This is a genomic window from Rhodococcus cercidiphylli (assembly GCF_033042225.1).
In the GTDB taxonomy this organism is placed as follows: domain Bacteria; phylum Actinomycetota; class Actinomycetes; order Mycobacteriales; family Mycobacteriaceae; genus Rhodococcoides.
The window spans coordinates 369,879-390,857 of the sequence record NZ_JAWLKE010000007.1 but is presented as its reverse complement, the minus strand read 5'-3'; the positions used below and the strand labels follow the sequence as shown (position 1 = coordinate 390,857).

General features: G+C 63.4%; 18 protein-coding genes. 9 read left to right on the top strand and 9 right to left on the bottom strand.

The features are described 5' to 3' along the window. Positions 1–70: 70 nt before the first annotated feature. The 5 genes from R3P95_RS26175 to R3P95_RS20075 all read right to left on the bottom strand — a co-directional run bounded on the left by R3P95_RS26175 (position 71) and on the right by R3P95_RS20075 (position 6,434). A complete protein-coding gene (locus R3P95_RS26175; protein ID WP_045196664.1) occupies positions 71–469 on the bottom strand; it encodes a GNAT family N-acetyltransferase in 399 nt (132 codons plus the stop codon). A gap of 139 nt (positions 470–608) precedes the next feature. Further along, entirely contained in the window at positions 609–995 is a 387-nt protein-coding gene (locus R3P95_RS20090; protein ID WP_287454774.1) for a hypothetical protein, read from the bottom strand. Beyond that, positions 977–3,154, bottom strand: coding sequence for a hypothetical protein (locus R3P95_RS20085; RefSeq protein ID WP_052683785.1), 2,178 nt, complete (start codon positions 3,152–3,154; stop codon positions 977–979). Before R3P95_RS20085 ends, R3P95_RS20090 begins: the two co-directional genes overlap by 19 nt. Further along, the gene (locus R3P95_RS20080) at positions 3,151–4,707 is read right to left on the bottom strand and encodes a hypothetical protein (protein WP_052683786.1); all 1,557 of its coding nucleotides are present in this window, start codon (positions 4,705–4,707) and stop codon (positions 3,151–3,153) included. The genes R3P95_RS20085 and R3P95_RS20080 overlap by 4 nt, the downstream gene beginning before the upstream one ends. A 236-nt stretch (positions 4,708–4,943) precedes the next feature. After that, on the bottom strand, positions 4,944–6,434 hold the full coding sequence (locus R3P95_RS20075) for a site-specific integrase (RefSeq protein ID WP_235386888.1): 1,491 nt from the start codon (positions 6,432–6,434) through the stop codon (positions 4,944–4,946). A 173-nt stretch (positions 6,435–6,607) separates the two neighbouring features. Between R3P95_RS20075 and R3P95_RS20070 the strand changes: the two genes are divergently transcribed. Further along, a complete protein-coding gene (locus R3P95_RS20070; protein WP_287454789.1) occupies positions 6,608–7,750 on the top strand; it encodes a hypothetical protein in 1,143 nt (380 codons plus the stop codon). Positions 7,751–8,458: 708 nt separating this feature from the next. Then, positions 8,459–8,635: a hypothetical protein gene (locus tag R3P95_RS20065; protein ID WP_188078738.1), complete on the top strand. Its 177-nt coding sequence runs from the start codon at positions 8,459–8,461 to the stop codon at positions 8,633–8,635. Between the two features lie 7 nt (positions 8,636–8,642). On the opposite strand, the gene R3P95_RS20060 is transcribed toward R3P95_RS20065, so the two are convergent. After that, on the bottom strand, positions 8,643–9,038 hold the full coding sequence (locus tag R3P95_RS20060) for a universal stress protein (RefSeq protein ID WP_149406930.1): 396 nt from the start codon (positions 9,036–9,038) through the stop codon (positions 8,643–8,645). Continuing rightward, positions 9,035–10,030 carry a 2-hydroxyacid dehydrogenase gene (locus R3P95_RS20055; RefSeq protein WP_317533471.1) on the bottom strand — a complete coding sequence of 332 codons (996 nt, stop codon included), beginning with the start codon at positions 10,028–10,030 and terminating at the stop codon, positions 9,035–9,037. The genes R3P95_RS20060 and R3P95_RS20055 overlap by 4 nt, the downstream gene beginning before the upstream one ends. Before the next feature lie 339 nt (positions 10,031–10,369). On the opposite strand from R3P95_RS20055, the gene R3P95_RS20050 reads away from it, so the two are divergent. From R3P95_RS20050 to R3P95_RS20020, 7 genes are all read left to right on the top strand, one after another. After that, a complete protein-coding gene (locus R3P95_RS20050) occupies positions 10,370–11,947 on the top strand; it encodes an ABC transporter substrate-binding protein (RefSeq protein ID WP_094640497.1) in 1,578 nt (525 codons plus the stop codon). Between the two features lies 1 nt (position 11,948). Then, positions 11,949–12,878: an ABC transporter permease gene (locus R3P95_RS20045; protein WP_068048905.1), complete on the top strand. Its 930-nt coding sequence runs from the start codon at positions 11,949–11,951 to the stop codon at positions 12,876–12,878. A gap of 8 nt (positions 12,879–12,886) precedes the next feature. Continuing rightward, positions 12,887–13,873, top strand: coding sequence for an ABC transporter permease (locus R3P95_RS20040; RefSeq protein WP_149406927.1), 987 nt, complete (start codon positions 12,887–12,889; stop codon positions 13,871–13,873). After that, complete coding sequence (locus R3P95_RS20035) at positions 13,870–14,889, top strand: ABC transporter ATP-binding protein (protein WP_317533472.1); 1,020 nt, start codon at positions 13,870–13,872, stop codon at positions 14,887–14,889. Before R3P95_RS20040 ends, R3P95_RS20035 begins: the two co-directional genes overlap by 4 nt. Further along, complete coding sequence (locus tag R3P95_RS20030; RefSeq protein ID WP_317533473.1) at positions 14,882–15,877, top strand: ABC transporter ATP-binding protein; 996 nt, start codon at positions 14,882–14,884, stop codon at positions 15,875–15,877. Before R3P95_RS20035 ends, R3P95_RS20030 begins: the two co-directional genes overlap by 8 nt. Next, entirely contained in the window at positions 15,877–16,614 is a 738-nt protein-coding gene (locus R3P95_RS20025) for a sulfite exporter TauE/SafE family protein (RefSeq protein ID WP_394855316.1), read from the top strand. Before R3P95_RS20030 ends, R3P95_RS20025 begins: the two co-directional genes overlap by 1 nt. 65 nt (positions 16,615–16,679) lie before the next feature. Next, positions 16,680–17,753 carry an SDR family oxidoreductase gene (locus tag R3P95_RS20020; protein ID WP_149406923.1) on the top strand — a complete coding sequence of 358 codons (1,074 nt, stop codon included), beginning with the start codon at positions 16,680–16,682 and terminating at the stop codon, positions 17,751–17,753. A 42-nt stretch (positions 17,754–17,795) separates the two neighbouring features. Here R3P95_RS20020 and R3P95_RS20015 read toward each other — a convergent pair whose 3' ends face one another. Both R3P95_RS20015 and R3P95_RS20010 read right to left on the bottom strand, forming a co-directional pair. Beyond that, complete coding sequence (locus R3P95_RS20015; protein ID WP_149406922.1) at positions 17,796–19,208, bottom strand: xylulokinase; 1,413 nt, start codon at positions 19,206–19,208, stop codon at positions 17,796–17,798. A gap of 40 nt (positions 19,209–19,248) precedes the next feature. After that, positions 19,249–20,946 carry a SulP family inorganic anion transporter gene (locus R3P95_RS20010; protein ID WP_317533474.1) on the bottom strand — a complete coding sequence of 566 codons (1,698 nt, stop codon included), beginning with the start codon at positions 20,944–20,946 and terminating at the stop codon, positions 19,249–19,251. Positions 20,947–20,979 lie beyond the last annotated feature (33 nt).

Sequence of the window (20,979 nt, the reverse complement as noted above, 5' to 3'; positions counted from 1 at the left end):
GTCTGGTTAGCAGGCGGGGACAACCCAGAATAGTGCTCGCGAATCCGTGGTGTGAATCTCGTCGACTCGGTCACTTCAGTCGTAGTATCCCAGCGGAAGTTGAATCGAATCCACATGCAATTGAGTAAAATTCGTCGAGTTGTGCCTCGTAGTCGACGTGTAGCCACTCGACATCGGTGGTTCGTAAATCGGAAACGATGTAGGAGACGAGCTGGGTCCCGATTGCTTGGTGTCGCCATCGTGTAGCAACCGCGGTGTCGAGCAGGAACGCGTGCTTGCCTCCGTCCCATGCTGCGTGCACGAACCCGCAGAGCTCCCCACTATCGAAGGCACAAATCCATGACTTGCTGTGCCTCTCCAGCCGAGATCTCCACGGCACAAACTCGTAGACCCCGCCGAACGCATCGTGATGCAGTCGCGACAGCTCATCGTCGTCGACGGGAGGTCGGACTCGGAAATCAATGGCCATGTCGAACAGCTTAGAAATATGCGCTACCTCGCAAAACGTTTGCCGCGATGAAGTACTGGTTTCTGGGAGACGTGTGAGACAGGTCGTGCCAAGGATCGATAGCGAAGTCGGCCGTCCAGGGAAGCTTCAGGTGATGCGCCTAGGGATGTCGCCCAGCCTGATTCGGACGCAGATACACCAGATTGAGCTGCTCCTGCTGGAGGGTCAGTTCGACGACGAGAGCAGAAAGGACTTCTATTCGCAGTTCGCGTTCCTTAATCTGCTGGACAAGTTCGTCATTACGTTTGCCGAGTTGCTCGATGGCTGATTCTGCGAGTTGCAGCTGCTTTTGGACACCGACCGGGGCGAATGACCCCGCTTGCGTTCTAAAGTGTTCGACCAGGTCAGGGAACTCGTCGTAGAGCCTCTGCCGGTGCAAACCTGCTTCCTTCGCCAGGTTGCTGACCGTAAGCTTGCCGTCTGAGCAGGTCGGGTTCCCCGAGATGAGGTTTGCGATTGCTTTCTGAATCAGAACTCGCTTGTCCACGTTTCCGCCTGTGGTTGATGTTTGTGCAGATTGGATGCTGATGTCGCCGTGCCTCGATGGTCGGAGATGATCGCCGAGTTCGACGTTGTGCGTTCGTTGAGACGCGCCCGCAGCGGAAGCGGTAGATGCAGCTGGAGCGGGTCGCTGATCAAATCATCGTTGTGCGCTTCGAGAGCATCGATGTCCTGGTCCGTTCGAGCGATGTTGCGACAGCTGGGCTTGCATTTCCGCCAGACCGGAGCGGTATCGCTTTGGGCCGCATCTCGACACGCTGCTGTCTCAGCTCGGTAGACGCAGGTGAGGAACGCTCCGTGATGAATCTGCAGGGTTTCGTTGGCGAGTAACGCCCGTGCTTGCGCTGGGGAACTCACGCTGTGCCCGAGGAATTCTCGGGCAGCGGTGACCCTGCCGATGTAACTGCTGGCCGCTGGGCCGGAAACTTGTTCGCCAGATTGTAGTCGTTGGTGGTCCGCATGGATGGTCTCGCAGCGCAGCAAGAACTCCTCAAATCCGACATCGTCGTTGAATCCTGCATCAGCCTGACCGGCATAACCTTGGGTGATCTGAGTTCGCAGATGCCCGTACTGAATTGCTCCGGCAATGAGTCCACCCGGTCGGCGGACGATGTGCCAGGCCAATGTACGGCGAAATCGAGACAGCGTGATCGGCCCATGGGGGTCGGCGGCTATCTGCTCGTGTCCGACTGTCCCGGCAATGTCGGTGTTGAACCACTCGACAAAAGCACGCACTCGCTGGTTTGCACGACTGGCGGACATAACACGAGAACTGGAGTGCTGAAACGCATCTGGCGTGTATCTCCCGGCGTAGGGGAACAGTAGTTCTCCTGGAGCCAGTTGTTCCAGGAGAGCGATGGCCCTGCCGACGTGCTCGGTGACAACCCACGGAATGGTCGCAGGTGAGCGTTCGCGGCGACCGGGTTGGGTTTTCTCTTGGGTGCCCGAGAGGAATACGAGCTCGAGGGTTTTCGAGCGGCTGATGCAACCGCGTCTGAGATTCAGCGCTTCCCCTGGCCTGATGCCCGACAAGTAGGTGGTGAGTACCAAACACGCTGCGACGACGTGGTCGATCAGTTTGAGCAACTCACGGGCCCCGACGGGTTCATCCCGCCATCGGTGGCCAGTGATCTCTGAAAAGTCTGTTACTCGCAGGAGGTCCACTGTGGTCGGGATCCGTTGTTGCGCAATGTCGGAGATCAGTGAGGCCATCCCCTTGAGGGTTGTCGTGTCCATGAAGCTGCCGACCGCAAGGCCTTCGACATCTATGCCGAGGGCGCTGCCTCCGATCCCAGGTATAGGGATCTTCGCCTCCCGCAACGCCGGAAGTAGGGTCTCGAACCTCGCTGTCGCGCCGGCCAGATCAGGCTTACCCCATCGAGATGGCTGTTGCCTGCCAATGCTTTCGTGGGCAATTCGGCGCATGGTCGATACCGTGATGGCGGTACCGACTATGTCAGGGCCGATGACGTCGATGGTGACGAGCGCGGCGGACAGCAGTGCTCCCATGACATCCGGGGTGATGCGAGATGTTGCGTTCTCCGATCTGCTTGCATTTGAAACGCCTACGATCTGACCTGCGGTGGCTGCTCCCCACAAAGAACGAACGACCTGCAGTCGACAGTGTTCTGGCAGGTATTCCCGGTATGCGTGCAGTCTCATGACTGCGCACAACAACGAGCGTTTGACCCTCGCCGAAGTATCTTCTCTGGAAAGTACGAGCCTGGCGTAGTCGTCGAGGTCATCGTCGTGGAGTTGATCGAACCTGTGATAGCCGCGTCCGACAAGCCACCCGGCAAAACGTCGCAAGTGTTGCAGGTCGTGCTTGATCGTCGGAAGGGATGGAAATCCGCTGTTGGCGGCGACGAGCCGTGGGGAACGGTTTGTGACGTTGATCAGCGCGAAGGTGTAAAGCTTCATCGGTTCACGGAACTCGGCGGGAAATGCCAGCCAGTTCACGGTCACTTTCCGGTGTCTGAGATGCATCGCGGGTGTGAGGTCCCAGAAATCGTCACCGAACCGAGGTGCACCGATCGACCCGACTTCGTGCAATGGCCTGCGGTGGAACACGGGAGCATCGGGAACTGCTGCAATGCCGTCGATTACGGGAAATTCGGGCGCAGATGCCGATGCTGGCCGACTCATGGCGTGTCGAACACTCCGTCCAGTAATCGCAGAGCCAGGCGGCGCTCATCGTCGGAGATCTTCTCGCGGGCCACGCGTACTTGTGCAGGCTCGTATGCGCTGATCATGTCCTCGATCTGCGCGACACGACCGGCGTATTCGAGTGCCCATCGGTGGGCTGTCAGAGCGGCTCTGAGGTCGCGCAGCGCGTCGAGGACGGCGAGCTGCATGGGTAGATGCCGAGGTAACGCTCTGGCATTGGAACAGTCCAGACAACTGAGGAAGTTTTGAGAGCATGTCCGACCACCATCGAGAGGTGAATGAGTGAAGTCGGTGCATACCCCCAACGCCGTATCGTCGCCCGCGACCATCGCATTCTGCTCGAGTGTCATCTCACGGCGCGCAAGCGCCGACTCGACTTGTTCGGCCAATGCTTCGTGGACGATCTGAAATCCCTCGAAGCGGACAGTGTCCATCCGGGAGAGGTAGCCGGCCAATGTTGCTGGAGTGTGCGCGGTCGGCGTCCGGGTCCGCTCCAGGTAGGTCTTGCGCATACGGTTGAAGCCAATCCCGAGGAGCAGTGCGTCGTCCTGTTCGTTTCCGGTCAGCCAGGGCCGAAGCCAGCGGGGATGGCAACGGCGGTGGTCCCCGTCGGCGGGCAGTCCATCGCTCAATACGACCGCGCCCCGGGCGGGCGGGGTTGGGTTGTAGTAGACGAACGCGCACTGGGTGTTCAAGACTGCTCTGCCGGGCTCGGTGAGGTCGAGGAGGAGGGTGAACACTCCGTATGCACTGGTCAGTGACGTCTCTGCAATGCGCGGTGGTCGGGGGTCGGCCATGGGCGAACGTAGCTCAGGCGGCACGCCGGTCAGGGGAACGGTCATTCGAGCTCGCCGGCCTCTGCGGGGTTTGTTCATCTCGACCAGGGCAATCTGAGGCTCGTCCGCTGCGGTCGCGAGATGGTGACGGGCAGGGAGGGCTTCGATGACCGATCGGTTGTGTCCGGTGGTCGCGGCCAGCAACATCGCGAATGCCCACGCTTCCCCAGCGGTCAGGTGAATCAGCGTGTGGAGGGGACGGCTGCCGCCGACGAGATACGCCTGCCACGCCCTGGCGGATCGCTTCGGTGTGCGTATGCCGGTCAGGGGAAGTGAGCCGGTCCGCATGCAGTAGTCGAGCACCTCGGCAAGAACCACGCGTGGTTCGTTTCGATCGAGATCATCGAATTTTCCGGCTCGGTAGTCCGTGACCAGCTGACGATGTTCACGCAGCCGGCTTTTCGCGTTCCGAACCATCGCGCGCAATACCGTTGTGATGCGCTGAAACTCGACGTCGGAATACGGCTGCGCGGGGTCGGATCGAACCTTTTTATCGAACTGAGCGAACCTGTCGATGACGCCCGGTCGGAGCTGCACCGTGCCGGCACGCAGAAGCACCCGAAACTCGTAACAACGTTTGTCCCCACTCGGCAACCGCAGCGCCATGCAGATCATCTCGATGTCCGCAGCGGTCAACTCGCTCAGCGACCGTAGTCCCGGGCGCGTCTTCGCCAGCCACTTCGAGACGAACCGCACTGTGCCCCAATAAGATTGCGCAGTTTTAACGCGACGGCTCGTCCCCAACGGCCCGTTCACGGCGGTGAAGCACGTCGCCAGTTCTTTTCGCACCCTGACGTCACAGGGCAGGCGATCGAAATCGAAGACGGCGCGCTGCGTCCCATCCTCACTGATGAACGGCACCTGAAGCTCTGGACCGCATACAAATGGTGCCACCCACCCCGCCGGAGGCGGCGTAGCAGGCCTCCCCACCGTCACGGCCCGATCCCCTCGATGACACGCGGATGCCCGGCACCGACAGCGCCGGCCAACCGCTCCAGCGCGTCCCGATCGTCTGCGTCCATCAGCGCCACCAGCTGTTCGACCTGCAACCCTTGAAACGGCTCCAGATAGACCTGCCTGGTAGTTTCCGCACTTCGGTGCCCGAGCAACGTCGCCAACAAGAACCAGACGTCGCCCAGCTGGTTGCGGAAATCTCGGCGCTCGGCGACGGTGAGCATGTCGGTTCGTTGCCAGGCGACGAAGGTCGCAATGCAGTACCACCGCAGCGCGAAGCTGTGCCGCAGCATGTGCGGGCGACACCACAGCCTCCCGGACCGGTCACCCAGCTCCTTTGCCGCTCGCCTGTTCGCATCACGAAAGGTGTTGTACCAAGCTGCTTTATGTCGCGGAAGACCATCCATATTGAGGAACAACATCATCGGTTCCAATCCCGCCGGAGTACGGATGAACAGTCGACTCCGCAACGAAGGACCCACGCTGTCCACATTCACCCGACGTCGCACCCCGTCCTGATCGGTTGCCAGCAAGATGCCGTTCGAACCGATCTCATCGACCACCCATTTATTAGGGACGACGTCGTACCGTCCATTGCGCTGAGCTGCTGCCACTACCGCCTGACGGCTACCGTCCTCGATGTAGAACCGAACAGCCTGTAAGACCGCTCGCCGCAACCAGTAGGGACGAGAGACGCCGGACTTTGCGCAGGCCGATGCGAGCCTGAGACGCAGTAGTCGCTCCGTCGAGACCCCGGGAATTTCGGACGTGAGCACGCTGGCCCACTCCCCCATCCGCAGCCCGGCACCGTAGAGCCCGTCTGCGTACGCGACGTCGCGGTCCTCTGTGCGTCCAACCCACCGTTCACGCTGCTGGCCGTCGCGCGTGTATCCGCTCAAACCGATGGTGCGCCATTGCCGAAATGCCGAAGGAGTCATCCATTTGACGTCTGACGTGCGGATATCCGAAGGCGTGGCGTCCAGCCGAGTTTCGCCTCGGTAGCCGCCCGACAGCACATGGCTCCGCACGGGATTCGCCACGCCGCACTCGTCTGCAGCCCACAGATACAGCTTCCGCACGGCAGCCAGGTCCAACCGGAATGTGTTGGCAGATACAGGATCCGGATTGCTTTCTACTGACATCCGCCAGTTCTTGAACACTGCGAGGTCGTTCGAGGTGGCCGCGGTCCATTCGACGTCCACGGCGTGTAGGAAGTCCAACCAGACTTTGATGCTGAGGGCGTAGCGACGGACTGTGCTATCTGCTGCGCCCCAAAGCACCGGCGAGCGCCAAAAAGCGTTGAGTCGGCCATCTGCCCTGCCCCCTGGACTCAGAAAGTAAGGCGTTCCATGTCTGGCCCCGTTGGCTTTGGCTAGTGCGAGTACATCGTCGAAGGCGATCCCCGCGACGTCAACTCGAACTAACGGGCGGCTGAAATCGTAGAATCTCACGAACCAGCCGACCGCCACGATTCACCTCAACCGATATTGAGTTGCGCTCGGTCCAGACCTTGCCTCATACCTGCAGGGTATTACCGACCGTAAAGCGACCTGCGCCAGACACGCGGACCGACTGTCCGAACAGAACTTCACCAGTCCTCGAACACGGATCCCGTCACATGCGCAGTGTCTATCCTGTGGGAATGGCACTCCACGACCGTCGCGAACGCTGGCTCGCGAACGCCCGCTCCGTGCACTCGACCACGGATCAAATGCTGACGGGCGGCCTACCCGTCGACCGCGACGCACGGATAAACATGGCCACTATCGTAGGAACGCTCCAAGGCGTGTTCGCGGACCAGATCGAAGCTCTCGACGGCGATGCGCCCGCGGGACACATCGCGCTAGCCATCGCTCCGCTGGCGGCGGCTCTGCACAAGTTCGATTCACTGGGCAAACCTAACCTCCCTAAAACGAACGGTGAGCTGCGCGACGCATTGGATGAGCTACGAGCTGCCGCTGGATCGGTTGCGACAACCCTGGATGGGGACCCCTCCCTACGCGTGCAAACGGTCGACGAAGTGATCGCCGAATTCGCCGAGAGCTACCGGGTCGCGCTGCTGCTCACACTGACCGCGTGCCACGCGCTGTCGACGAAAATCGTTGAGTGGCGTGAATCAAAGGACAACGGCAAGGCCGTCGGTGACCACCTGAATGTGCCGACAATGAAGCTGCAGAGCACAAATACTGATGGTGCAGTTCCCATGTCGATGTTATCGAGCCTGATGACCGCTCCCCCTTCCATCATGACACCCGGAAACGAAGCCGCCGCTTTTGCTGAGATGTTCAGCGGTGGCACACCTCCACCCCTGTACCGGATGGCATATGGCCAATGGTTCGGCACCATCGCTGCGATGTGGGAAGACGTGTATCGGGAAAGACTTGCGACCGCACACGGAACTGACGCCGAAGGCCACGGTTGGGACAGGAACGATGTGAAGTCGGAGTTCTTCTACGAGCTCTCTCAAATCCGGCACGACTTCGCGCACAAAGACGGCTTGTGTGTGGAAAGCGCCGGAAACTCCATTCTGAAGTGGGGAGTCGCCGGGCAACCGCTCGCACCCACCCCGCGCCAGATGATGTCTTTGCTCGACCTATTTCCGACCGAGGAGCTAAGCAAAACCCCGGTACGGACGCCACGCACTTCCGAACGATTGCCGTTCAATTTCCCGTCCGAGTGGGTTGCGAAGGTCAGAAAAAGGGTTACCGAAATCGAAGAGGTCAAGCGCCTTCGACCCGATGTCCTCAAGCGCGTCATCGACAGATGGCTGGACGAGATTGTTTAAAGCATTGAGGCACCTGCCAATTCCATTGGCAGGTGCCCGATAGTCGGACCGCCGACCTCGATGCCTTCACAGGCGACCACGTCCATCGCGGTCACGCAATCAACGAACAATTCCACCCAGACCTTGAGACACCCCTTCTCGCACCTTCGTCGGGGGTTCTGCCTCAGCGCGACCTGCCTGGTGTTGGCGCGCCTTCAACCTCATCCGCGCCACGAAGCACTTTGCGAGACGAGAGCACTTCGCAGAAATACTCCGGACACGTGTCCAACGGACTAGTGAAGCCAGGATTGAGAACGGTTGTCCGCACGAGTGCGCTGGCTGACGGTTCCCACCACGCCGACGACGGCAATCAAACCGACGATGAGGGTGATCCAGGCTTGTGCTGGCACCTGGCAGGTTCCTTCCAGATGGGGTCGAGACATCGTGGGTGGGGACCTTGCCGAGCCGTTGGCGTCAGATCGCCGGACGCTCCCGCCACTCTCTCCCCCGTGAGTACGTAAACCGTAGCCCGACCCACCGACACGAAATCGACATGCCAATTCGAGCACCAGCGAGGTTCGAGAAATCGCTACGCGAGATTCTTGGATAGATGGATCGTCTGCATGACAGGGGTGGCGGACGGTCGTTACTTTGACTTAGGATTTACCAGTGCGGCTTCCGGTAAAGGTTTCGGACGCCGCCACATCGCTTCTCACTCAGGAGGGCCCGATGGACACTGTTTTCTGGACACCGCGTTTCGCTGCTGTGTACTTCCTCGCGGCTCTCGCGGCGTTCATCTTGTTCACTGCGATCGGCTCGAACATGGCGATAGTTGCACCATTGATTCTGACCCTGATCGGACTGGGTATCGCGGTGTTGATTCGACACGGCAGGACCCGCCGATGAAGCGCACTCAACGCGGCGTCCCCACCGGCGGCTTGACGGCCGTCACCGGGCAGTGCGCCTCGAGGAGAACGCGCTGGGAGATGCTGCCCATGAACAGCTTTCCGACGGGTGATCGACGCCTGATGCCGATGACGACCAGTTGCGTCTGCTCCTCGAACGACAGGTCGATCAGATTGTCGGCGTGCGAGCGGCCGGCCTCGTTGTCGTGAATTTTCGTCGTCACGCCGATGGCCGACGCCTCCTCGCGGGCGGATTCGACGGCCGCACCGAAGTCGGCATCGGATGCACTGCTGTCCTCGGCGACGACGATCAGGTCCGTCCCACGCATGTGTGCCTCGCGAAATGCGAACGGCAGTGCGCCTTTTCCCTCGGTGGTCGGCGAGTAGCCGACGACGACGGTCATCGCGTCACCGGCGTGACGAGGGTGCCGTCGGCCAGAAAGCGATCGAGGTTCTCGAGCGTGAGCGCTTCCATCGCGGCCCGCGTCTCCACCGTCGCGCTACCCACGTGCGGCAGCAGCACCACGTTGTCCATCGCCACCAGAGCGTCGGGCACGTCCGGTTCGTGGGCGAACACGTCCAGGCCGGCTCCGGCGAGCTGCCCCGCTGCGAGCAACTCGATGAGGGTCTCCTCGTCGACGACGCTCCCGCGGGCCACGTTGATCAAGTACCCCTGCGGTCCCAGAGCTTCGAGCACTGCGCGGTCCACCAGATGCGCAGTCCCCGAACCGCCGGATGCGGCGATGATCAGTACGTCGACGTTCTCGGCGAGCGCTGTCGGGCTGGCAGCGTAAACGTAGGGCGAACCGTCTATCTCGTTGCGATTGTGGTACGAGATCTCGCAGCGAAAACCGTTGAGCCGATCGGCAATTGCCGAGCCGATGCGGCCGAGGCCGATGATTCCGACACGCTTTCCGGTGACCTGACGCGTCAGCGGCGTGTTGCCCTCGGTGGGCCAGCGGCCGGCGCGCACGAATCGCTCGGCCGAGGACAGGCCGCGCACGGTGTCGATCACCAGACCGACGGCGAGGTCGGCCACACAGTCCGTCAACACGTCGGGGGTGTTGCTGACGGCGATGCCACGTTCGGCTGCCGCGTCGACGTCGGTGGTGTCGTAGCCGACGCCGAAGTTCACCACCGCTCCCAGCTGCGGCAACCGGGCCATCAAGGCGGCATCGACGCCGGTGCGGCCGGAGGTGACCACCGCAGAGATCGACGCACCGTGCTCGGACAGGAACTCGTCGCGATCGTCGCCCTCGGGCAGTTCCAGCGCGTCGTACTCGGTAACCAGGGTGTCCATCAACGACGGCTTCAGCGGTCCCACTCGGAGAACTCGACCGCTTCGTTGCGAATCGGATTGAGACACAGAGGTTTTCTGCGAGCTGACGGTGACCATGGTTCTCCTCGCGAGATGGTGGAGCGTGCGCGTTTCCTGTACGGTATGCCGCCCTTCGAATACCTGTCCAACACGGAAATAACATGGACCGATACCCAAACGGCATGAACGACGCGTCGCCGATGCAGCTCTGCCGGGGTTGTCATGCATCTTGCCTGGTCAGTCCAGCAATGCTGTGACTCGGACCGCAGTCAAGCCGTCACTGTGACCCACAGAACTGGACGAAAAGTCGATTTCGTCCGGTTGACGGTGGAGATGACCCGCTCATACCGTGTGTCTACCGTCACAGATTCGGCTGCGACTTGCAGACGCGGATCCTTTTTCCCACTGGAGGCCACCATGAGCCCTGCACTCTTCGTGCAGCAGGGACGGACCCACCGTGTCGCCGCAATAGCCGTTGGCGCGCTGTCACTTTCACTTGTCGCGAGCGGATGCACAGTCGCCAACTCCAACAACGGCGGAGCCGCCCGCGCAGATACTCTTCGCATCGTTCTGCCGCAGGAGCCGCCGACCCTCGAAGCCTGCGACGTCTCGCTCACGTCGGTGGGTGTGGTGACGCGCTCGAACATCACCGAGCCGCTCATGGAACGCAACCCCAGCACCGGCGATCTCGAGCCCAAGCTCGCCGATTCGTGGGAGCAGACCTCCGACACCGAATGGACGTTCACCATCCACCCCGGCGTGACGTTCAGCGACGGCAGTCCCTTCGAGGCCGAGGACGCCGCGTTCTCGATCGATCGCACCGTCAATTCCGAACTGGGCTGCAACGTCGAGGGATACGTCTTCGGCGACGCGAACCTGGTGGTCACCGCAGTCGACCCGATGACGCTGACCGTGCAGTCGCCCGAGCCCGATCCCATTCTGCCGCTTCGGCTCTCGTTCGTGGAGATGGTGCCCCGCACCTCGAGCTACACCGAGCGGGTACGCGAGCCGATCGGAACGGGACCGTTCGCGATCGAGCGCTGGGATTACGGCCAGAAGCTCTCGCTGGTGCGCAACGAAACCTACTGGGGCCCGAAGCCCGAGTACGCCAGGGCCGAGTACCAGTGGCGCAGCGAGGGCAGCGTCCGCGCCTCGATGGTCACCAACGGTGAGGCCGAGATCGCCACCTCGGTCGGACCGGAGGACGGTGCAGGCGATCTGGGAGTCGCGTACCCCAACAACGAAACCACGGCGTTGCGCATCCAGGCCATGCAACCGCCCCTGGACGACATGCGCGTACGCCAGGCGATCAACTACGCCATCAATCGCGAGGGCATCGTCAAGGCACTGTTCCGTGGACTCGGTTCCCCTGCAGAACAATTGATCTCCGAGGGTGTCGTCGGCTTCAACGAGGACTTGACACCGTGGCCCTACGACATGGACCAGGCCCGCACACTGATCGACGAGGCCCGGGCCGATGGAGTACCCGTCGATACCGAGATCCGCCTGATCGGACGCACCGGGCAGTTCCCGAAGATCAACGAGACGGTAGAGGTCATCCAGAACTCACTGTCCAAGATCGGCATGAACGTCACGATCGAAATGATGGACGCCGCAGGCACCGCCGAGTACCAGGAGCGGCCGTTCCCCGACGTCGGCCCGTATCTGCTGGTGATTCAGCACGGCAATCAAGCCGGCGACTCCGCGTTCACCGTCGATCAGTACTTCACCAGTGACGGATTCCAGAGTGCCTACGGCACAGCTGAATTCGACCGGAAGATCGCTGCCGCAGGGGCTCTCACCGGCGAGGACAGGCAGGCCGCCTACGCGCAGGTGTTCGCCGACGAACCGAAAGACATCATGCAGATGGCCTACATCGCGCACATGAACGGGGTGCTCGCCAAGGCATCCTCGGTCGATTACACCCCCAACTCGGCCACGGTCGACGAAATGCACCTGGCCGCCATGACCCGCGCCGACACCGAGAGGCCCTGACATGTTCAGATTCCTGCGCCGACGGATCTACACCAGCCTGATCCCGCTGTTCGTCGTTCTGCTGGGCGTGTTCTTCCTCGCTCGGCTCACCGGCGACCCCACCAGCCTGTACCTGCCCGAATCTGCAACCCAGGCCCAACGCGAGGCGTTCCGCGCCACCAACGGCTTCGATCAGCCGGTGCTGACGCAGCTGATGGACTACTTCAAGGGTGTCGTGCAACTCGACTTCGGGCAGTCGCTGCGCACCGGTGAGGACGCGTCGGCTATGGCACTACGCGCGTTCCCCGCGACGCTGCAGTTGGCGTTCGCGACGATGTTCCTCGCCATCCTCGGCGCTGTGATCATCGGGTGCTGGGCTGCCTACCGACCCAACTCGCTGGCCGATCGCATCTCGAGCCTGCTGTCGATGACGGCCGCGTCCATCCCCGATTTCTGGTTCGCCATCATGGGTGTCTACGTCTTCGCCATCCTGTTCGGCTGGCTGCCCACCTCGGGCGTCGACAGCGGAATGCTCTCCTGGGTACTGCCGATCGCCACCCTGCTCATTCGCCCTCTCGGCGTACTGACTCAGGTGGTACGCGGCGCGATGGTCTCGGCGCTGTCGGCACCGTACGTGCGACTGGCCAGAAGCAAAGGGGCAGGCGATCTTCGGGTCGTCACCCACCACGCTCTGCGCAACGCCGCTGCACCGGCGCTGACCGTTGCCGGCGACCTCATGGTCGGGCTCGTCAACGGCGCGGTGGTCGTCGAGGCCATCTTCGGCTGGCCCGGCATCGGAAAGTTGATGATCGACGCCATCCTGCAGAGAGATTTCGCTGTTCTGCAGGCGGCCGTGTTGTTGACCGCGGTGAGCATATTCGTGCTCAACATCGTCATCGATGCCTGCTACGCACTGCTCGACGCCCGGGTTCGCGACAAGGTGAAGGTCTAGGTAAGAACATGTCACTCGACTTCGAAGCACCGAAAACATCCGAGCCCGAGGATGTTCCACCGTCGGTTCCGGTGGAAGCCCGCAAGGCGTCGGCCCCGCTGTGGAAGCTGCTGCTGCGCGACAGGGTCGCCACCGTCGCCGCCGCGATTCTGGTACTGGTCTTCCTCACCGCGATCTTCGGCCCGATGCTCGTCGGCGACGCTGCCACCGATCAGGATCTGGACCGCTCGAATCTGCCGCCGTTCACCCTCGACACCGGGTGGATGAACATCCTCGGCACGGATCCGCTGGGACGCAGCATGCTGGCCCGGCTGATCGTGGCCAGCAGAACCACACTCTCGGTGGCTATTCCGGCCGTGATCCTCTCGGCGATCATCGGCTCGTTCATCGGCATGTGGGCCGGCTTCCATCGCGGTTGGCGTGAGACCGCGGCCATGCGCGTCGCCGACGTGATCCTCAGCTTCCCGTCGCTGCTGATGGCCGTCGTGGTGCTCTACGTCTTCTCGCCCAGTGCCGCGAACATCGTTCTGGTCCTCACTGTTACGCGCATTCCGATCTACCTGCGCACCGCCCGCGCCGAGTCCGCGGAACTGCAGAGTCGGTTGTTCGTGGATGCCGCCCGTACGTTCGGTGCGAAGAGCGGATCGGTGATCAGACGGCACGTGGCCCCGATTCTGCTCCCGACCCTGCTCACCGTCGCGACCCTGGACTTCTGCTTCGTCATTCTCGCCGAATCGTCACTGAGCTTCCTGGGCATCGGCATTCAGCCACCGGACGTCTCGTGGGGACTGATGGTCTCGCAGGGCCGCACCTACCTGCAGACCGCCTGGTGGCTCTCGTTCTTCCCCGGTCTGGCCATCGTGCTGACGACCGTCTCGGCCACCGTGCTCGCTGCCTGGGCCCGCATCGCCACCGATCCGGCGCAGCGGTGGCGACTCAACGTCCCCCGCTCCAAGCGGTCTCGCCTGCTCCCCGTACGAAAGGTCGTTTCATGAGCGCACCGGCAACCGCACCCCAGCGACCCGATACCGGCAGCGTCGCCCTCGACGTTCGCGGACTGACCGTCGATCTGCGGACTCCGTCCGGCGTCATTCGCGCTGTCGACAACGTCACCTTCACCGCCCGACGCGGTGAAACCCTCGCTCTGCTCGGTGAATCCGGCTGCGGTAAGTCCATGACGGCACAGGCCATCGTCGGATTGCTCGAGCCCATCGCCGACATCACCGGCGGCTCGGTGGAGATGGGTGAGGTGGACCTGGTCACCGCCAAGACCAAGGTGCGGCGCACCATCGCCGCCACCGAACTGGCCATCGTCTTCCAGGACGCACTGACGGCCCTCAATCCCGTCTACACCGTCGGAACTCAACTGGCCGAACCATTTCGGATTCACCGGGGTATGTCCGCTAAGCAAGCACGCGCGGAAGCCATCGCGCTGATGACCCGAGTGGGAATTCCCGAGCCCGAATCACGCGCCGACTCGTACCCACACCAGTTCTCCGGCGGTATGCGCCAACGTCTGCTGATCGCCATGGCCGTGGCACTGAGTCCGTCGGTACTGCTGGCCGACGAACCCACCACCGCGCTCGACGTGACGGTCCAGGCCCAGATCATGGCTCTGCTCAAGGAATTACGTACCGAACACGACATGGCCGTCGTGCTGATCACCCACGACCTCGCGCTGGTCGCCGAGGAAGCCGATCGGGTCGCCATCATGTATGCGGGCAACGTGGTCGAGACCGGACCGGTGTCCGAGGTGTTCGGTGAACCGCGCCATCCGTACACGAAGGGACTGCTCGACTCGGTGCCCGTCCACGCCGTCCGCGGTGAGGATCTCAAGTCGATCGGCGGCACGCCACCGGACCTGCATTCCATTCCCGACGGGTGTGTGTACCAGGCCCGCTGCCCCCTGGCCCGCGACATCTGCGTCAGTGCTCGCCCGCCGCTCGAATCCGTCGGTACCGGCCGAATGTCGGCCTGCCACTTCCCGAACGAGGTAACCAGCCATGTCTGAGCAACTGCTGACCGTGCGCGGTCTGAACAAGACCTTCGACGTCGGCCGCGGCAAGCTCCGTGCCCTCGACGCCATCGATCTCGACCTGCGGCGTGGCGAAACCCTCGGCCTGGTGGGCGAATCCGGTTGCGGAAAATCCACTCTCGCACGCACCCTGATGATGCTCGAACGACCCGACTCGGGCACGGTCGCCTTCGACGGCATCGATCCGTTCGCGCTGCGCGGCAAGGAACTCCTCGCGTGGCGTCGACGCGTGCAGATGGTGTTCCAGGACCCGTACGGTTCCCTGAACTCACGCATGACGGCAGGCGACATCATCGGCGAGCCGTGGCGAACCCACAAGGGCCTGTACAAGACTCGCCGCGATCGCTCGGCACGGGTCCGCGAACTGCTGCACCTGGTGGGCCTGCGCCCGAGCGACGAGAACCGCTTCCCGCAGGAGTTCTCCGGTGGTCAGCGCCAACGCCTCGGCATCGCGCGGGCGCTCGCGCTGAACCCCGACGTGATCATCTGCGACGAGCCGGTCTCTGCACTCGATCTCTCGGTACAGGCGCAGGTGCTCAACCTGCTCAACGATCTGCAGACGCAACTCGGCATCTCCTACGTGTTCATCTCGCACGATCTGTCGGTGGTGCGACACGTCGCCGACCGTGTTGCGGTGATGTACCTGGGGCGCATCGTCGAATCCGGCGCCACCGAGGCAGTATTCGATCGGCCCGCCCACCCGTACACCGCGGCGTTGATGTCGGCCGCACCCACTCTCGACGCGTCGAACCGCGGGACAAAGATTCTGCTGAAGGGCGAGGTACCGTCGCCGCTGAATCCGCCGTCGGGATGCCGGTTCCGAACACGCTGCTGGAAGGCAACCGAACTCTGCGCCAGTGAGGCACCCCCGGTTGCGCTCGACGCGGACGAGGCCGATCACATCGCCGAATGCCACTATCCCCTCGTCGCAGGCAATCTCGGCCTCGTCGCCGCCGGGACGTGATGGCGACACACCTGAGCATCACCGGATTCGTCGTCGTCGCCCTGGCCATCTTCTTCGCATCGGCGATGCAGGCGTCCATCGGATTCGGCATGGGGATGCTCGCCGCGCCCATCGTGGCGATCGTGGACCCCGGCCTGATCCCGGCGACGCTCATCATGCTGGCCGTCGTGGTCAGTGTGCTCGTCCTGGTTCGTGATCGCACGGCCCTCGACCTCTCGGGTGCAGGGTGGGCGCTGGCCGGTCGGCTGCCCGGTTCGGTGGTGGGCGCACTACTGCTCGTGCTGTTGCCCGAGCGCGGACTGGCCATCCTGCTCGCGCTGGTGGTGCTGGGCGGCGTCGCACTGACGTCCTTCGGTTGGGTCCCGTTGCCGCACAGACGAAATCTGATAGTGGCCGGGGCCGCGTCGGGAATTCTGGGAACGGCCACCTCCATCGGCGGACCGCCGATGGCCCTGGTGTGGCAACGCAACACCGGAGCCGAACTGCGCAGCACCATGAGTTGCTTCTTTCTCGTCGGCTCGATCATCTCGCTGGCGGTACTCGCGGTCGCCGGCGCGGTGGATGCCCATACCGCCACGCTGTTCGTGTTCCTGGCCCCGGCGACCGTTCTCGGATTTTTGCTATCCCGTCTCGTCAACCGCGTGCTCGACCGTCGACGCCTACGCATCGTCGCGATCAGCGTCTCCGCCGTCGGCGCGCTCGTGCTCGTTGTCCAGCAGGTGTCGGCGCTCGCCTAACTCACGAAATAGTGAGTTGAATCGCCATCTCGTGTCGGAACGCGTCGATCGGGTAGTCGGTGTCGATGACTACGAACAACACCCGCGCCTTGATCGTCGGTGCCACCGGCATCTCCGGACAAGCCTTGTGCCGCGTTGCTCTCGACGCAGGCTGGGACACGTACGGACTCAGCCGTAGTGGCAGCACTCCGGTCGACGGCGTCATCGGTGTGGCCGCCGATCTGCTCGACCCGGCCTCGCTCGAGGAGGCGCTGACGGACCTGCGCCCCGAGGTCGTGTTCTTCACCGCATGGATGAAGAAGGACTCCGAGCAGGAGAACATCGAGGTCAACTCGGCGACGCTACGCAACGTGCTGAACGTGCTCGGCCCCCTCGACTCGGTGAAGCACGTCGCGTTGATGACCGGCCTCAAGCACTACCTCGGGCCGTTCGACGCCTACGGCGAGGCAGTGATGGCCGAGACGCCGTTCCACGAGACCGAGGATCGCCTCGACACCCCGAACTTCTACTACGCGCAGGAAGACGAATTGTTCGCCGGTGCCGAGAAGTTCGGATTCGGATGGAGCGTGCACCGCGCGCACACCATCTCGGGATTCGCGGTCGGCAACGCGATGAACATGATGTTGACGCTGTCCGTGTACGCGTCGATCTGCAAGGAGCTGGGCGAGAAGTTCGTCTTCCCCGGTTCCGAGACCCAGTGGAACGGGCTCACCGACCTCACCGACGCGGACCTGCTCGCCGAGCAGATGGTGTGGGCTGCGACCGATGACAACGCGCACAACGAGGCGTTCAACATCGCCAACGGTGACGTCTTCCGCTGGCGCTGGCTGTGGCCGCAGTTCGCCGCGCACTTCGGCGTCGAGCCCGAGGGCTACGACAGCGAGCCGCGTCCGCTCGAATCCCGCATGTCCGACGCGGCCGCAACGTGGAAGCGCATCGCCGAGAAGCACGATCTGGTCGAAAGCGATGTCTCCCGCCTGGCGTCGTGGTGGCACACCGACGGTGACCTCGGCCGCGACATGGAATGCCTGACCGACATGAACAAGTCGAAGAAGGCCGGTTTCCTCGGCTTCCGATCCACCCCGGATGCCATTGCCTCGGTGATTCAGCGATACCGAGATGCGCGTCTGATTCCCTAGTGCGCTACGCGCAGTGGTGCGGTTAAGTGCCCTCTGCGGCACTCAACCACGCCACTGCGGCGCAGCCGCATACTCGGCGTAGCGCTCCCGCACCGCCGGGGTCGGGTCGGCCTCGTATGTCTTCGACTTTGCCTGCGCCCAGGTCGGCGGCTCGCTGGTCCCGGCCAGTGTCCACGCCGCCTGGCGCGCGGCACCGTCGGCGACGTATTCACCCGGCTCGGGCACGATCACCGGAACGCCGAGAATGGCCGGGGCCAACTCGCGCAATGCCGCAGACTTCGCACCGCCGCCGATGAGCAGCACCCGCTTCGTCTCGACCCCCTGCGAACGCAGATGGTCGATACCGTCGGCCAAACCGCACAGCAGTCCCTCGACGGCCGCTCGCGCGAGGTGGCCCGGCGTCGAATTGTTCAGTCGCAGACCGTGAATTGCACCGGATGCATCGGGACGGTTGGGAGTGCGCTCGCCCTCGAAGTACGGCACCATCACCACACCGTCGCTCGTCGTCGACAGCGCCAACCGCGACAACTCGTCGTGATCGACGCCCAGCATCCGCGCTGTCGCATCGAGGACGCGAGCAGCGTTGAGAGTGCACACCAACGGCAACTGCCGGCCGGTGGCGTCGGCGAATCCGGCGACCAGACCCGAACCGTCTGCGGCCGCAACCGAGGTCACGGCAGATACGACACCCGACGTGCCGATCGAGACCACCACATCGCCGGGCTGAGCGTCGAGGGCGAGGGCTGCCGCGGCATTGTCTCCGGTCCCCGGCCCGATCAGTGCCCCACCCGACGTGCGGCCTATCGCCTCGTTCGGCGCAGCCACGCGGGGCAGCAGTGGGTTACGACCCCGAAAACCGAACTGCAGCAGATCCGTTCGATATTCGCCAGTGGCCGCGGAGAAGTATCCGGTGCCACTGGCGTCGCCTCGATCGGTGGCCAGAGCGTCGAGCCCTGATGCCCCGCCGAGCTGCCAGCTCAGCCAATCGTGCGGAAGGCACACCGCCGCAGTGCGATCGGCGTTCTCGGGCTCGTGGTCGGCGAGCCATCGCAACTTGGCGACGGTGATCGAAGCCAACGGAACCACTCCGACGGCGTCGGCCCAGGCCTGCCCGCCGTCGGTGCCTTCTTTTTCGCCCAACTCGGACACCAGGTCCGTCGCGGCCTGCGCCGATCGAGTGTCGTTCCACAGCAGGGCTTTACGGACCACGGATCCGTTGTCGTCGAGGCAGACCATGCCGTGCTGCTGCGCGCCCACCGACACCGCGTCCACGTCGTCGAGTCCGCCCGCGGCAGCGATAGCCTCGTCGAGCGCATCTTTCCATCGCTGCGGGTCGATCTCGGTACCGTCGGGATGGGCGGCTCGCCCCTGGCGGACCAACTCCCCCGACTCGGCGTCACGAACGAAGACTTTGCACGATTGGGTGGAGGAGTCGATTCCGGCAACGAGAGCCACGGTGAGCGGGTCCTTTCCTACGCAAGTGTGATCTACGACCCTACCCGCGAGGCGCGGTTGCCTCGGTCACCAACGTGCGCGCGTAGGCGATGGCCTGCGGCGTGGTCTCGAAAACACGGCGCGCTTCGTCGTCCTTGGTGGTGAACACGCCCAGCGCCGTCAGCGGACGCAGGTGTTCGGGTTTGGCTGCGGAGATGAGGACGGTGATGCGGCGATGTTCGAGTTCGGTGATCGTGTCCTTGAGGACCAGAGCTCCGGTGGCATCGATGGTGGTCACTCGCGACATGCGCAGGATCACCACTTTCACGTCCGACACGTCGGCGAGCTCGAGCAGGAAGCTGTGCGCAGCTCCGAAGAACAGTGCACCGTCGATCCGGTAGGCGACGATGTGTTCGCGCAGCAGGCCTTCTTCTTCCTTCGAGACCGCGTCGAGTGCATCGAGCGGTACCTGCTCGACCGTGGCCGATCGCGCGACGGCGCGCAGTGCCAGCACCGCAGCGAACCCGACGCCGACCGCCACAGCCGTCACCAGATCGAACAGAACCGTGACGAGAAAGGTCGACGCCATCACCACGGTGTCGCCGCGACCGGCGCGGGAAATTGCTCGGATGGAGGCTGTTTCGACCATTCGCACGGTCGTCGCCAGGAGCACCCCGGCCAGAGCCGCGAGGGGAATGTCGGCCACCAAGCCCGCGGCGGAATACATGATGGCGGCGAGGATCACCGCATGGGTGAGCGCGGCGAGCCTGGTGCGCGCTCCGGACCGAACGTTGACGGCAGTACGGGCGATGGCACCGGTGGCGGGGATCCCGCCGAACAACGGCGCGGCGATGTTGGCCAGTCCCTGCCCGAACAGCTCACGATCGGGATTGTGCCGCGGGCCGACGCCCATCGAGTCCGCCGCGGTCGCGGACAGCAGCGATTCCAGTGCAGCCAGCGCGGCGACGGCGAACGCCGGTGCCAACAACGCCGTCACGTCACCGAGGTGGAAGAAGCTCAGGCTCGGGGCGGACAACGACGACGGAATGGTGCCGATGCGGGCGATGTCGAGGTCGAACAACTGAGTGACCACCGTTGCTCCGGCGACCGCAACCAGGGAGAACGGGATTTTCGGAGCCAAGCGGCCGCCGACCAGCATGACGATCGCGACCGTGACGGCCACGGTGGGCGTCAGAACGCTCGCATTCGAGACGAACGAGCGCACCGCGTCGAACGCGGACTGCCACACCTTCTCGCCCTCGGCGTCGGTGATACCCAGGGCCGACGGAACCTGTTGCAGCGCAATGACGACGGCGATACCTGCGGTGAACCCCTCGATGACGGGTGCCGGCATGTACCGGACGGCTCGTCCGACGCCTGCACCGGCGAGCGCCAGCAGAATGATTCCGGCCATCAGCCCGACGGCGAGCACTCCGGTCGGCCCGTACTCGGCGACGATCGGCACGAGCACCACCGTCATGGCGCCGGTCGGCCCGGACACCTGAAATCTCGATCCGCCGAACACCGCGGCGACGACTCCCGCGATGATCGCCGTGGTCAGACCCGCCGCCGCACCCAGCCCGGTGCTGACGCCGAAGCCGAGTGCCAGAGGCAACGCGACCAGGGCCACGATCAGCCCGGCCAGCAGATCCGCGCCGGGTGCGCGGAAGGCCGGTTTCCACTCGCTCCACCTGGGCAGCAGCGCGGTCACAGCCCTGACGGCGTCGGTCGTGCGGGAAGGTTTCGTCGGTTCGGACATGTGACGCTTTCTGAGAAGTCATCGATCCTGATC